Below are 13,801 nucleotides of genomic sequence, written 5' to 3'. Positions count from 1 at the left end.
AACTATGCTTTTCTCCCGTAAACCTTTTGCTTCGGTTTCCAAGCGTCACTTGCTGATGGTCGCTGTCGGCTTCAGCACCGTACTGACTGGCTGCGCCACGTCGCCGACCTCCAAGGTCGCCTCGAGCACCAAGGTCGAGTACTACCCGAACTGCTACGAGCCGGTGCAGCACTTGCGCTCCACCGAGGGCAACATGACCAAGTCCGTGGTCACCGGCGCAGCCGTTGGCGCGGTCGGTGGTGCGCTGCTGGGCGCTCTGACCGCCGACAAGGAAGACCGTGGTCGCAACGCGGCCATCGGTGCTGCTGGCGGCGCCCTGGCCGGTGGTGCAGCCGGTTACTACACCGAGCGCCAGAAGCAGATCGCCGATGACAACCAGCGCATTGCGTCCTACGCCGCCGACGTCAACAAAAGCGTCTCCGATATCGACCGCAGCACCGCTTACGCCCGGACGTCGCAGCAGTGCTACCAGAACGCGTTCAGCAAACTGGTTGCCGACCGCAAGGCCAAGACCGTCAACGATACTGAAGGTCGCAAGCGCCTGGCAGAAATCGTCTCCGGCCTGAAAGAGTCGAACGACCTGATCGTTGCGGTCAACGGCAAAGCGTCCGAAGACCTGAACAACTACACCCAGGCCTATGAGAAGGACCTGCAGCAAGTGGGTGTGCAGCGTACTGACGTGGTGACCGTGGCGACTGCTGACACTACGCCGGTTGTGGCTCAGACCAGCACCAAGAAAAAGAACAAGATCGTACAACCGGCGAAGAAGAAAGAGCTGCCACCCGTGCCGAAAGAAGCGGTCACCACCGAGAAAACCCTGTTGACCGCCAAGGCCAAGCAGGATGAAAGCAAGCAGGTTGCCAGCGCTGGTACCACTCAGGTCAACAGCATGTGCAAAAACCCGGACCTGGGCGACTGGGCACCGGTTCCTTGCCCGAATGTTTGATTGAGTGACTGTGGCTGATCATTGATCAGCCACTAAAACCTGTGGGGGCGAGCTTGCTCGCGATGGCGTTGGTTCAGTTGGCCTTGATGTCGACTGACGCACCGCCATCGCGAGCAAGCTCGCTCCCACTTTTGTTTTGTGCTGGCTCGAATATTCGCGCCAACCTCCAGTCCCCTGTGGGAGCAAAGCTTGCTCGCGAGGCGGCCTGACAGCCGGCCTGTCTCTCCCGGTTGTACCCCGATCCAATTGTGGGAGCGAGCTTGCTCGCGATGGCGGCCTGACAGTCGGCCAGGATTTTGTTGACCGGGTACATATCCATTGCTGCGGTAACGGCCACTTATGGTTCCGCTCTTACAGCGGGTCACTTTCGAAAAGCGCGAAAGTAACCAAAGCGCTTCTGCCCCACCACTCGGTGCCTCGCCTAGGCTCGGCATGCCCGAACGCAGGCATTGCTCCGTGGGCCCGCCGCGAAGGGCCATCCATGGCCCAGCGCGGCTATCCCGGCATCCATGCCGGGATGCCCACTGCGCAATACCTGCGTTCGGCCATCGTGGTTAACGGGGCCCCGAAATCAACGTCCACCGCGAGGCGGCCTGACAGCCGGCCTGGCTCTCCCGGTCGTACACCCCTCAGATCTGTTTGAGCAGGACCTGTGGGAGCAAAGCTTGCTCGCGATGGCGTCGGCTCAGCCTGCATCAATGCAAGGCTCTATGCCTTGGCGCCAGGCGTCACCACCTCCTTTGTCTCCAAATGATCCAACGCCCGCTCAACCAGCAACTGAACCCCATCGGCCATGCGGCTGATTGCCAGGGCGATGCAGCGGCGTGAGTCATCCACGTCGTCAGCCAGGTCGGCGGCGATGGTGCTGATTGATTGCAGGTCTTCGGAGGCGTTGGCCAGCAGGGTTTCGGTGTCTATGTGAGGCGAGACGATGAAGAGCTGGTTTTTGTCGGGTTCGGGCGGGGAGGGTTGGGGGTTGAGGTAGTAATCGAGGGCGCGGGTGGCGGCATCGTCGAGTTTTTTAGCTTCGAGGTTTTCGACGCGGGATTTGTGGCCGCTTTGCGGCGGATTCGGTGAAGGCTTGACCATATTTATGTACCAGAGTTGGGGTCGACATCCTTTCGCTTGCATTCGAAGAGGTGGCAACTGTACGTAGGTGTGCAAGACCGGTCTGGTACCGCCGGCAGACCCGAAGGTCTCCCACGCACAATTGCCATAACGGACGCGAGCATAAAAAAATGCTCGGTCAATAGCCATAACCAATTGCGTACCAGTTCGGACTTGCACGTCCGTGTCACCGTTTTTTGCGATGACGAACAAAGGTTAGCGGCCCATGCCCAGCGCGCCTAGTTCATGAACAGCCCGGCGTGTTGAAGGAAATGTCCGAGGGTTTGGCGGGGAAAAAGGGTCAAAAGATCGCAGCCTTCGGCAGCTCCTACGGAAATCGATGTAGGAGCTGCCAAAAGCTGCGATCTTTTGATTTTTGGTTTTGTGACTTGGCAGTCATCTTTCGCGAAAACAAGCTGATCTTCCGCTAAAGCGATCCGATGATGGCGTTGCGCTGAAGAATCGCTAAACTGCCCGCCATTGATCTTTTCTCACGAGGCGGTGCCCATGAAATTTCGTTTTCTGCTGTGGATGCTGGGGTTGTTGATGGGCAAGGCCAGCCGGACCAATCCGGCGTTCCAGCAGCAGTTGGGCGATAAGGAACTGGTGTTTCAACTGCAAACCCTGGACGGCAAGGTCGCGCGGCATTTCACCGTGAAAAACCAGCGCATCACCAGCCGGTCCGGCACTTACCCGGAGCCTGCCTTCGCCATCGCCTTCAAGGACGCCGCCTATGGTTTTGCCACGATGCAGGCCAAGAACAAGCAACTGGCGTTCATGACGGGGATTCAGGACAAGTCGATCCAGATCAAGGGCAACCCGGCGCTGGTGATCTGGTTCCAGGGGCTGACCAAGTATTTGAAGCCGAAGAAGGCTAAGCCTAAGGCTTGATTAGTGAGTTGGTCTAACCGGCCTGTGCCTTATCTCCAAAAGATAGCTCGACCTGTCATTCCTTACAGGTGTAAAGACGCGCGTTTGGGGGCTCCATTAGGGGGCGTTGCATACACCTCAAAGGAGCGGAAATCATGACTCACCCAACACGCGCCGCGACAGCGGGCACTCTGGACCCGAGTTTCGCCAGCGGGGGAATACTGAAGTTCCCGATACCCGAGATTTCCGGATTCCATACCGTAGCTGTCCTGGAGTTACCTGAAAGAAAATTACTGGTCGCCATTCATTTATCAGGAGTAAACGCCCCTACCGCTATAGCCAGGCTGAACGAGGATGGCTCACTCGACATAGACTTTGGTGGAAACGGGTCCGGGCTTGTCGAGATTTATATAGAAGGGGCTCAACTGGACGTCAGGGAACTCTGCAGACTGAGCGATGGCGGGTGGTTGGTAATGGGACAGTACACGACGATCGCCGACGGTGGCCTGTATGTCGTGCGGCACCGCGAGGATGGGCAGTTGGATGAGTCCTTCGGTGAAAAAGGTGTGCGTCTGCTTCCTTACGGCAGTATGGGCAACCCCAAGTATGTTGGAGTAGGAAGGCGCGTACCTGGATGGGATAACGAAGAGTCCTCCGCGGGGGCACCATGGGGCTCGGGTAGTAAAGGAGCCTCTGCGGTCCAGCAATTGGATGGGAAAATTTTTTTGGCCGGTGGTGTAAGTACTGAATCCGGTCAGACGAAAGGGATCGTGCTTCGCCTTAACTCAGATGGTTCTACCGACTATACGTTTAACGGTCTTGGCTTTGCGATTGTCGAGCTCGAAGGTATCGCCTATGACGAGAATTATACTGAGACTGTTGCCGTTCAGGCAGATGGAAAAGTATTGGTATGTGGTGACTATAGATTGAGATCTCCCGATTCCCGAGGTGTTTATGTGACCCGTTTCGATGAAATGGGACGCCTCGATAGAAGTTTCAATGGCGGGACTGTGACGGTGCGCAGCTCTAATAGCATATACATGGAGGCTATTGAGGTAAGAGAGATTGATGGCAGTATCGTCGCGATAGGCGAGGCTCTGCGCGATGGTATTTACAATGGCTTGATGTTCGTTTTAACCAGCGGCGGATTTTTCGATTTCAACTTCAATCGCGGACAGCCTTTGTTCTCCACACTCGTGCCCCAAGGCTTGAAATGGCGGCGTTGTGCATTGCAGGCGGATGGTTCGATCATCGTCGCTGGTACTACCGGCAGGGGGTTCGCCACTGAGGAGGCGACAGCGCTAACGGCACGTTTTCGTTCTGACGGTTCTCTGGATCAGACGTTCAACGGCACCGGTTTTATCGTTTTCGACGAAGATGAAACGTATGAGAGCTTGGAAGACATGACGATCATGAAGGATGGGCGGATTGTCGTGTGCGGGTTGACGTGGGTGGAGGCTAAGCCCTGGGCTTATGCTGCGGGCGGTTGGGTGATCCGCTATCTGGCTTAAGCTAACTGGCGAGGGACTTGCTCCCGCTGGGCTGCGAAGCGACCTCCAAATGGGTATATGCAGCCTTCCTGGAGGATCGCGTCAGCTGGTTTTGCGACCGCTGCGCAGTCAAGCGGGAGCAAGCTCCCTTGCCACAAGAGCTCGTCCGCCTGACACGGAGCCGTTTTTAGCCGTGGCTGAACTGCGAAGCCAGTTCCCGCAACAACACTTCAGCCTCGAGCACTTTGCTGACCACGTCATTGACCTTGTCCCGAGACAGGCCTACGCGTTCGAGCAATGCATCGGGAATTTCCTCGTCCGGACCGGAGCCGATACCGCGCGAGCGCAGCAGGCGCACGGCCAGGCAGACCAGGTTCGGGTAGGCGGCGTATTCGCCGTCGTAGTGTGGGTCGTGCTGGAAGCGCAGGGCGGTGGCCAGTTCGTCGGGCATGTCCCAGTAGCGCATCAGCCAGGCGCCGATCTGTTCGCGACTGATGCCCAGCAGGTGCTGTTCTACGTAGCTGTGGCACAGGTGCGGGTTGACTTCCAGGTGCCGGCAGATCAGCGAGAAGTGCGGCGGGAACACGTGGGCCAGCAACAGGTAGCCGAAGTTGTGCAGCAGGCCGGACAGATAGGTCAGGCCACCTTCGGGGCGCTCGGCCCGAGGCATGGCGCGGGTCAGGCCTTCGATAACGGCGGCAGTGTAGATCGACTGGTGCCAGTACGGTGTGGTGTGTTGCGGGTGGTCCTTGGGCAGGCTCAGGGTCTTGCCCAAGGCCAGGCCCAGCGCCAGGTTGATCACCAGGTCGAAGCCCAGGACCCGGACGATGGCGTCTTCCACTGAACGAATCTTGCCCGGCGAGGCGTAGTAGGGCGATGCGGCCCAGCTCACTACTTGCGCGGCCAGGGCCGGGTCGGTTTCCACGACGCCGGTGATGTCGTCGATGGTCGCGTCAGGGTCGACCCGCAACTTGATGATTTTTTGCGCGGTTTCGGCCAGCGGTGGGATCTCGATGGTTTCTTCCAGGCGTTGCTGGATACGCCGCGCGGTAAACGCCTGGACGGCCTGGGTGATTTCCGCGCGGTCGTCGTGCGGGCGGTCCAGGTTGGGTGTGATGTTGCTCACGGCTTCGCCAAATGTCGCGGCGCTGGCTTTGGTGAGCATGGTCTTGAACGCTTCGCTGGTGACTTCCAGCAGCAGCCCCGGCTCGCCCGAGTTGATCAGCAGCTTCGGTTCACGCAGCAGGCTTTCTTCATACAGGCAGGGGGAACTGGTCAGCGCCGGCAGGCCGGGCAGCAGGCTCAGGCTGTGTTTGCCAAGCATGCGTTCCAGGCGGTCGGTAGGCACCGCCGTGAGCTTGCGACCGGTGAGTTCGGCCAGGCGGTTGAGGTCTAGCAGCTGGCTTTGTGGAAACAGCACCATGAGCGCGCCAACGGCATCGTGCAGCAGAACGGCCTGTACTTTGCGGGCAGGGTTCAGGCCCGGTCGTTCGATAATTTCGTCAAAGGCGATGCCCAGTTTCTCGAGCAACAGCCGAATAACAGACGGAGCGTGCGGGGAGTCGGGGACGAGGGCAGCTTCAGTCATGGTCTGTATCCGTTTTCCTACAAGTTGAGCAGTATAACCAGCTTGCCCGGTAGGTGCGTCCGGAAACTGAGAGCGTGCTCACACTTGGCCATATTGCTGCCCATGACGCAGCCAGCGATCCAACAGCGGGCTGACGTGATCGGGCCAGCGTTCCAGTAGCGCCTGGGCGGCGTCGCGTACTGCAGGGAGCAGATCGGCGTCGCGCATCAGGTCGGCTACCTTGAATTGAAGCAGACCGGTCTGGCGCGTGCCGAGCATTTCACCAGGGCCGCGCAATTCGAGGTCTTTTTCGGCGATGACAAAGCCGTCGTTGGTTTCGCGCATGATGCCCAGCCGCTGCCGACCGATTTGGGACAGGGGGGGGTGATACAGCAAGACGCAATGGCTGGCGGCGCTGCCCCGACCGACGCGGCCGCGCAACTGGTGCAACTGCGCCAGGCCCAGGCGTTCGGGGTTCTCGATGATCATCAGGCTGGCGTTGGGCACGTCCACACCGACCTCGATCACCGTGGTGGCGACCAGCAGTTGCAGGGCGCCGGCCTTGAATTCGGCCATGACGGCGGCTTTCTCGGCGGGTTTCATGCGCCCGTGGATCAGCCCGACCTTCAACTCACCGAGGGCGGCGGTGAGGTCTTCATAGGTGGTTTCAGCGGCCTGGCAGGTCAGTTCTTCCGATTCTTCGATCAGGGTGCAGACCCAATAGGCCTGGCGCCCTTCGGCACAGGCGCTGCGCACGCGCTCGATCACTTCGACCCGCCGGGTGTCGGTGACCAGCACGGTATTGACCGGTGTGCGGCCCGGGGGCAGTTCGTCGAGGATCGAGGTGTCGAGGTCGGCGTAGGCGCTCATGGCCAGGGTCCGTGGGATCGGCGTGGCGGTCATGATCAACTGGTGCGGACACATCCGCCCGCCCACGCCTTTCTGCCGCAGGGCCAGGCGTTGCTGCACGCCGAAACGGTGCTGCTCGTCGATGATCACCAACGCCAGGTTCTTGAACTGCACTTCGTCCTGGAACAAGGCATGGGTGCCCACCACCATCGGTGCGCCTTCGGCGATCTGCGCCAGGGCGGCTGCGCGATTCTTGCCCTTGAGCTTGCCGGCCAGCCAGGCGACTTCGATGCCCAGCGGTTCGAGCCAGCGCTGGAAGGTGATGAAATGTTGTTCGGCAAGGATCTCGGTGGGCGCCATCAACGCCACCTGATAACCCGCTTCCAGGGCCTGGAGCGCGGCGAGGGCGGCGACCACGGTCTTGCCGGCGCCGACGTCGCCCTGGATCAGCCGTAGCATCGGCTCGGGCTGGCTCAGGTCATAGGCGATTTCGTTGCCGACCCGCTGCTGGGCGCCGGTGGGCGCGAAGCCAAGGTTGGCCAGGTAACGGGTGGGCAGATCCTTGGCCTTGGGCATGGCCGGGGCGCGCAGGGAGCGCAGGCTTTCCCGCAGGCGTTGCTGCGACAGTTGATGGGTCAGCAACTCTTCAAAGGCCAAGCGATGCTGGGCCCAGTGATGGCCGAGGGCGAGCTCGTCGACATCGGCATCGGCGGGCGGGTGGTGCAGGTAGCGGATCGCATCGGCCAACGGCGCCAATTGGTAATCCCGGGCCAGTTCCATGGGCAGCCAGTCGGGCAGGCTGCTGGGGCCCAGCAACGTCAGGGTTTGCTGGCAGAGCTGGCGCAGGCGCTGTTGAGTCAGGCCTTCGGTGAGCGGATAGACCGGGGTCAGGGTCTCATCCACCGGCGGCGGTTCGTCGCCAGTGATGCTGCGGTATTCCGGATGATAGATCTCCAGTCCCGAGGCACCAGGCCGAGCCTCGCCGTAGCAGCGCACGCGGGTGCCACGCTTGAGGCCTTCCTTTTGTGCATTGCTGAAGTGATAGAAGCGCAGGCTGAGCCCGCCGGTGCCGTCCTGCAGGCGCACCACCAGGCTACGGCGCCGGCCCATGACCACGTCGGCGCCGCTGACGGTGCCTTCGATCACCGCGTCCTGCCCCGGTCGCAAGTGACCGATGGGCACCACGCGGGTGCGATCCTGATAGCGCAGCGGCAGGTGGAACAGCACGTCCTGGAGGTTTTCCAGGCCGACCTTGGCCAGTTTCTCGGCCATGGCTTCACCGACACCCTTGAGTGCCGTGACCGGCACGTTCGACAGCTCAGTCATGGCCGCGACTTACTTGGCTGTGGGCGGCTTTGCCACGGAACACAGGCGGATCGAGTCAGCGAGGATCTCGATGGCCTTGGGCCGCGGGAAGCTGGCGCGCCAGGCGATGGCAACGGTGCGGAACGGCACGGGCGGTGTCAGTGGGCGAACTTCGATCACGCCGGGGGCGTAGTGGTGGCTGTCCACCGCCGACAGCGGCAGGATCGAAATGCCCAGGCCCGAGGCGACCATGTGGCGGATGGTTTCCAGGGAGCTGGATTCCACCGTGGTGTGCTTGGCGCCTTCGCCGCCCTTGGTCAGGGTCGGGCAGGCTTCGAGCACCTGGTCGCGGAAGCAGTGGCCTTCGCCGAGCAGCAGCAGGCTCTTGTCGTTGAGCAGGGCGGCGTCGATGGTTTTTTTCTGGGTCCAGGGGTGCTGGGCCGGCATCAGGACGTAGAACGGTTCGTCGTAGAGCGGCAGGGTCAGGACGTCGGCTTCGTTGAACGGCAGGGCGATGATGATCGCGTCCAGCTCGCCGTTGCGCAGCTTGTCGCGCAGCACATGGGTGAAGTTTTCTTCGATGTACAACGGCATCTGCGGGGCGACCCGGTGCAGTTGCGGGATCAGGTGCGGGAACAGGTACGGGCCGACGGTGTAGATCGCACCGACTTTCAGCGGGGCGGTCAGCTGGTTCTTGCCGGCCTGGGCCAACTCACGGATGCCCTGGGCCTGCTCCAGTACCTTCTGTGCCTGGGCCACGATGCCTTCGCCGACCGGGGTCAGGCGCACGGCGCTTTTGCTGCGCTCGAAAATCAGCACGCCGAGCTCGTCTTCAAGCTTTTTCACACCCACCGACAGCGTCGGCTGGCTGACATGGCAACGCTCGGCCGCATGGCCGAAATGCTGCTCTTGGGCGAGGGTCACGATGTAGCGTAATTCTGTGAGGGTCATGGCGAGCGTCCGTGAAGTTGCGAGCCAAGCATACCGGCTGCAATCGATAGACGCACGTTATCAGACTGGGGGCGCGGTGTGACACTGTCTAATGTGCATTACCTGTGGGAGCAAGGCTTGCCCGCGATGAAGTCAACGCAATGCTCGTTGGGACCGGGGTGCTTGTATCGCGAGCAAGCTTTGCTCCCACAGATGCCTTTGCTCCCAATTACCTGTGCTCCAAAAACCTCTTTGGCAGAAACAAGAAGCCCCTGTTACAGGGGCTGGTAATTGAGGTTAGCGCCGACGCTTTTCGATGGAGTACACAAACGGTGCCGTCAGTTCGATGGTGCCATTGGTCAGCAACTCCGCCGGTGGCTTGGGCAGCGGTTGGGCGAGGCGGATCATTTCCAGGGTGGCCCGGTCCAGGGACTCGGTGCCAGCGCTGCCCACCAGTTCGAAGGACAACACGTTTCCATTGGCATCCACCACAAAGCGCAGGCGGTTCATGCCTTCCTTGTTCATCTGCCGGGCCCTGAGCGGGTACTTCTTGTACTTGCCCAGGTGCGCCAGCAGCGTGCCTTGCCAATTGGCCTTGGCCGCCGCTTGCGCGGGCGAAGGGCCAGGGGCCGGTTGCGCGGATTTCTCGGTCGGTGCCGGGGTTGGCGGGGTGTCGCTGGGCTTTTGCTCCGACGGCTCTTCCTTGGGCGGCTCCGGCTTTTTTTCCACCGGCTTTGGCTTGGGCGGTTGAGGCTTAGGCTTGGGCTTGACCGGCTTGGGTACGACAATCTCGGCCTTCGGTGCTTCGGCCAGTTTAGGCAGCGGCAGTTCTTCGACCGGCGCCGGCGGTTGCGGCGGCGTGACGACTTTTGGCGGTGCCGGTGGCGGCGGGGCGGGCACCGGCGCCAGCTCGACCATCATCGCCTGGGGGGGCAATTCGATGGGCGGGCGGGACGTCCAGTTCAGCGCCAGCGCGATGGCGAGCGCGTGCACGCCCAACACCACGGCCAGGCTACCGCTGTAACGCGTCAGCTTTTGGCGCATCGTGATCATTGCTTGGGCGCCGTCTCGAGTCCGACCAGGCCGACCTTCAAGTAACCGGCGGCGCGCAGGGCGTCCATCACGTTCATCAGGTCGCCGTAGTCCACGCCTTTATCGGCCTGGAAGAAGATCGTCGTGTCCTTCTTGCCCTGGGTCTTGGCGTCGAGGGTCGCGCCGAGGCTTTCGGGCTTGACCTCGTCTTCGCCGAGGAACAGGCGCTGGTCGGCCTTGACGCTCAGGAACACCGGTTTCTCCGGCCGTGGCGACGGCTTGGCCGTCGAGGCCGGAAGGTCAACCTTGATGTCCACGGTAGCGAGCGGGGCCGCCACCATGAAGATGATCAACAACACCAGCATCACGTCGATGAACGGCGTGACGTTGATTTCGTGGTTCTCGGCCAGATCGTCGTCTGCGCCTTCTTTCAAATGCAGGCCCATGGCCGATTACCCCACTTTCACCATGTGCGGTTGCGAGCTGCGCTCGGGCGGCAGGTGGTCGAGGTCGCGGCTGACCAGCAACAGGACTTCAGCCGAAGCGTCGGAGACCTGGGCCTTGTAGCCGGCGATGGAGCGGGCGAAGACGTTGTAGATAACCACGGCCGGGATCGCTGCGACCAGGCCGAGGGCGGTCGCCAGCAGGGCTTCGGCGATGCCGGGAGCGACGACGGCGAGGTTGGTGGTCTGGGTCTTGGCGATGCCGATGAAGCTGTTCATGATGCCCCATACGGTGCCGAACAGGCCGACGAACGGCGCGGTGGAACCAATGGTGGCAAGTACGCCGGTGCCGCTGCTCATGTTGCGACCACAGGCGGCGACCAGGCGTTCGAGGCGGAAGCTCACGCGCTCCTTGATGCCTTCCTTTTCGCGGCTGTTGGCCGACAGGCGCATTTCTTCGAGTGCGTCATGCACCAGCAGGTTGGCGAGGGTGCCTTCCTTCCCGGCGCTGGCGCTGGCTTCCTTGAGGGTGGTGGCCTTTTTCAGGGCGGCGATCTCACCGCGCAGGCGACGTTTGGCACCCAGCAGTTCGAAGCCTTTGGCGATCCAGATGGTCCAGGTGATGATCGAGGCGATGGCCAGGCCGATCATCACGATCTTGACGATGATGTCGGCGTTTTTGTACATGCCCCATGGCGACAGGTCGTGGGCCATGCCCAGGGTGTTGTCGGCTTCGAGTACTTCAGGTGTATCGGCGGCGCTGGCCTCGACGGCTTGGGCCGGGTCGGTGGCCACCGGCGTCGCTACGGGAGCGCCAGCGTCGGCAGGCGCTTGGGCCGCTGTGGGTGTGGTGGTAGTCGGGGTAGTGGCTGGCGTCTGTGCATCGGCGAACGCGGCGGCGGGCGCCAGCAGCAGGCTGAGCAGCAGGGCTGCCACGGCGCTCCAGGCGCGAGGTCGATTGGTTGGCGAAGCGAGGGATATTGAGCGTTTCATGCTGGCCGGACCTGAGAGGAAAAGAAGGTTGATGTTCTTCCAGGCCTCGTGGGGCCGAGAACAAAAGTGGCGAGCATTATTGCAAGTAATTCTTGTTAACAAAAGTAATACAGTTACTTTTTTTGTCGCATGGGTAGCCGCTCGTCCCTCACGGAGGCTAGTCTGCGGCTTTACCAGAGGAGTTTTTGATGTCCGCGCCTTCTGTTTTGATCGCCGGCTGCGGTGATATCGGCGGCCGCCTGGCCAGCCAGTTAGTGGCCGAACATTGGCAAGTCCATGGCTTGCGCCGTACGGTTTCGCACCTGCCGGCCGGGGTTGTCGGGGTGGCGGGGGATTTGTTCAGCGAGCAATGTCCTGTTGATTGGCCCACCGGACCGCTGGACTACCTGGTGTACAGCGCCGCCGCCACCGAGCATGACGAAGCGGGTTATCGCGCGGCGTACGTTGAAGGGTTGCAGCATGTGTTGGGCTGGTTGAAGCAGCATGGCCAGCGGCCCAAGCGTTTGCTTTTTGTGTCCAGCAGCAGTGTTTATGGGCAACAGAAAGGTGAGTGGGTCGATGAAACTTCGCCCACCGAGGCCGGCGGTTATTCCGGTCGGCTGATGCTCGAAGCCGAGCAGGTGGCGCTCGACAGCGGCATCCCGGCCAGCCGCGTGCGCCTGACCGGCATCTACGGCCCCGGGCGTGAGTGGCTGTTGAGCCAGGTGCGCCAGGGCTATAGCGTGGTGGAAGATCCGCCCCTGTACGCCAATCGCATCCATGCCGACGATGCGGCGGGCCTGCTGGCGTTTCTGCTTGAGGCTGATCGCCAGGGCAAGACCCTGGAAGACTGCTACATCGGCGTCGACGACGCCCCCGCCGCGCTGGCCGACGTGGTGGGCTGGCTGCGCGACTACATGGGCGTCACCCAATGGGCTGAAAACGCCAGCGTACGCCGCGCCGGCAGTAAACGCTGCAGCAATGCCCGGGCCAAGGCCTTGGGTTGGACGCCGCGGTATCCGAGTTTTCGTGAAGGGTATGCGGCGATTCTGGAAGGGCGCTGCTGACCGGCATCAACGGGTCTTTAGGCAAAGGCTCACTCATTGCCGGAGAGCCCAGCGCCGAGTCCTGTGGCAAGCGGGCTTGTTCGTTCAGGCAGAGCCTGCTCGGCGTGTGCCTGACGATGGGGTTCGGCGCCAAGGGCTATGTCCTGTTTTGGCTCTCACCGTAGCTCAGCATCTTCTGGTCTTGACTTGCTTCATCGAGCTCGCCGAGCATTGCCCGATGCTTGCCCAAGCCAAGAGCGATGTGCAGGCCACCCGCAACCGCTTCAGTCAATCCGTTCGAGCCTACCTAACAGCGACAGGGACCGTCATCAATGCAAGCTAGTTTCAGCAAAGGCGTTATCTTTGCACTCTCCGCCGCCGCGCTTAACGCCACGATAGGTGTGCTCAGTAAAGTGCTCATGAGTAATGGTTTCACTGCCAGCAGTGTCGCCGTCATAAAGACGGTCCTGGGTTGTGTGCTGCTCTCAGCCTTGCTGCTGTTTTTCAAGCGCCCGGCAACAACGGCCAAATGGACCCAGGCGGCGATCTGCGCGTTTCTCGGTATCTTTGTGCTGTTCCACTTCGAAACGGCTGCCTATCGGCATTACGCCGCGGCGGGCGTAGTGGTGATGCTGATGGCCAGTGCTTCCATCTCCTCGATTGTGCTCGCACGCATATTTCTCAAGGATGCGATCACCGCGAACGCCACTGTGGGTGCCGCTCTGGCTATCGCCGGAATCGCGGTGATCTTCGGCGCCGACCTGCGACAGGGCTTCACGCTCCAAGGCGTTGCACTCGCTTCCATGGCGGGCTGCGGCTACGGGGCGTTTTCGGTAGCCATGAAGCGGATGGGGGTGTCCGGTGGGCTGCACTTCACTCGTCAGTTGCTGTTCTTCGGCGGCCTGTACTTGCTTATGCCGGCTTCGGCCGACGGCTTCGTCATCGGTGAACTGTCGCCCTTGGCAATTGCCGCACTGCTGGGGTTGGCCGCGCTGCCGACCATCCTCGGCTTTTTCTGCACCACCAAGGCAATCGAGTACCTCAAGCCATCCCAGGTGCAAGCCTTGGAGCTGACCGAGCCGCTCTTCGCCGCACTGCTGGCGTTTGTAGTGCTCAATGAGGTGCCCCGCGAAAGCCTGTATCCGGGAGCGCTACTGATCATCGTTGGGTTGTGTTTCTCCAATGAGCTGATCCGCCTGGGCAGAAAAAAGCCTGTCCCATCTCGCGCGTGAACCTTGACCGGA

At 61.3% G+C, this 13,801-nt stretch carries 12 protein-coding genes; 5 read left to right on the top strand and 7 right to left on the bottom strand.

The features are described from left to right. The first annotated feature begins 4 nt into the window (after positions 1-4). Positions 5-946 (top strand): type VI secretion system-associated lipoprotein TagQ, encoded by a 942-nt coding sequence (gene tagQ / locus ACWNZ1_RS11305; RefSeq protein ID WP_456027631.1) that lies wholly within the window; start codon positions 5-7, stop codon positions 944-946. A gap of 708 nt (positions 947-1,654) precedes the next feature. On the opposite strand, the gene ACWNZ1_RS11300 is transcribed toward tagQ, so the two are convergent. After that, a complete protein-coding gene (locus ACWNZ1_RS11300) occupies positions 1,655-2,035 on the bottom strand; it encodes a DUF6124 family protein (protein WP_256453926.1) in 381 nt (126 codons plus the stop codon). Between the two features lie 525 nt (positions 2,036-2,560). Here ACWNZ1_RS11300 and ACWNZ1_RS11295 point away from each other — a divergent pair. Continuing rightward, positions 2,561-2,944, top strand: a complete 384-nt coding sequence (locus tag ACWNZ1_RS11295; protein ID WP_135847790.1) for a helicase — start codon at positions 2,561-2,563, stop codon at positions 2,942-2,944. A gap of 134 nt (positions 2,945-3,078) precedes the next feature. Further along, complete coding sequence (locus ACWNZ1_RS11290) at positions 3,079-4,434, top strand: hypothetical protein (protein ID WP_256453925.1); 1,356 nt, start codon at positions 3,079-3,081, stop codon at positions 4,432-4,434. Between the two features lie 166 nt (positions 4,435-4,600). On the opposite strand, the gene ACWNZ1_RS11285 is transcribed toward ACWNZ1_RS11290, so the two are convergent. The 6 genes from ACWNZ1_RS11285 to exbB form a co-directional block, all read right to left on the bottom strand. Continuing rightward, positions 4,601-6,001 (bottom strand): aminoacyl-tRNA deacylase and HDOD domain-containing protein, encoded by a 1,401-nt coding sequence (locus ACWNZ1_RS11285; protein ID WP_256453924.1) that lies wholly within the window; start codon positions 5,999-6,001, stop codon positions 4,601-4,603. Between the two features lie 78 nt (positions 6,002-6,079). Continuing rightward, positions 6,080-8,155, bottom strand: a complete 2,076-nt coding sequence (gene recG / locus ACWNZ1_RS11280; protein ID WP_280944537.1) for an ATP-dependent DNA helicase RecG — start codon at positions 8,153-8,155, stop codon at positions 6,080-6,082. A gap of 9 nt (positions 8,156-8,164) precedes the next feature. Next, the gene (locus tag ACWNZ1_RS11275; RefSeq protein WP_256453923.1) at positions 8,165-9,085 is read right to left on the bottom strand and encodes a hydrogen peroxide-inducible genes activator; all 921 of its coding nucleotides are present in this window, start codon (positions 9,083-9,085) and stop codon (positions 8,165-8,167) included. A 276-nt stretch (positions 9,086-9,361) separates the two neighbouring features. Further along, entirely contained in the window at positions 9,362-10,117 is a 756-nt protein-coding gene (locus tag ACWNZ1_RS11270) for a TonB family protein (protein WP_135847785.1), read from the bottom strand. Beyond that, the gene (gene exbD, locus ACWNZ1_RS11265) at positions 10,114-10,542 is read right to left on the bottom strand and encodes a TonB system transport protein ExbD (protein WP_135847784.1); all 429 of its coding nucleotides are present in this window, start codon (positions 10,540-10,542) and stop codon (positions 10,114-10,116) included. The genes ACWNZ1_RS11270 and exbD overlap by 4 nt, the downstream gene beginning before the upstream one ends. A 6-nt stretch (positions 10,543-10,548) precedes the next feature. Next, entirely contained in the window at positions 10,549-11,532 is a 984-nt protein-coding gene (exbB, locus tag ACWNZ1_RS11260) for a tonB-system energizer ExbB (RefSeq protein WP_256453922.1), read from the bottom strand. 188 nt (positions 11,533-11,720) lie between these two features. Here exbB and ACWNZ1_RS11255 point away from each other — a divergent pair, with 188 nt between their 5' ends. Beyond that, complete coding sequence (locus tag ACWNZ1_RS11255; RefSeq protein WP_456027630.1) at positions 11,721-12,578, top strand: SDR family oxidoreductase; 858 nt, start codon at positions 11,721-11,723, stop codon at positions 12,576-12,578. Positions 12,579-12,889: 311 nt separating this feature from the next. Beyond that, complete coding sequence (locus tag ACWNZ1_RS11250; RefSeq protein WP_256453920.1) at positions 12,890-13,789, top strand: DMT family transporter; 900 nt, start codon at positions 12,890-12,892, stop codon at positions 13,787-13,789. Positions 13,790-13,801 lie beyond the last annotated feature (12 nt).

It is taken from the genome of Pseudomonas sp. CFBP 5748 (assembly GCF_053850495.1).
The sequence above is the reverse complement of the archived record's forward strand: the minus strand, read 5'-3'. Positions and strand labels throughout refer to the sequence as shown.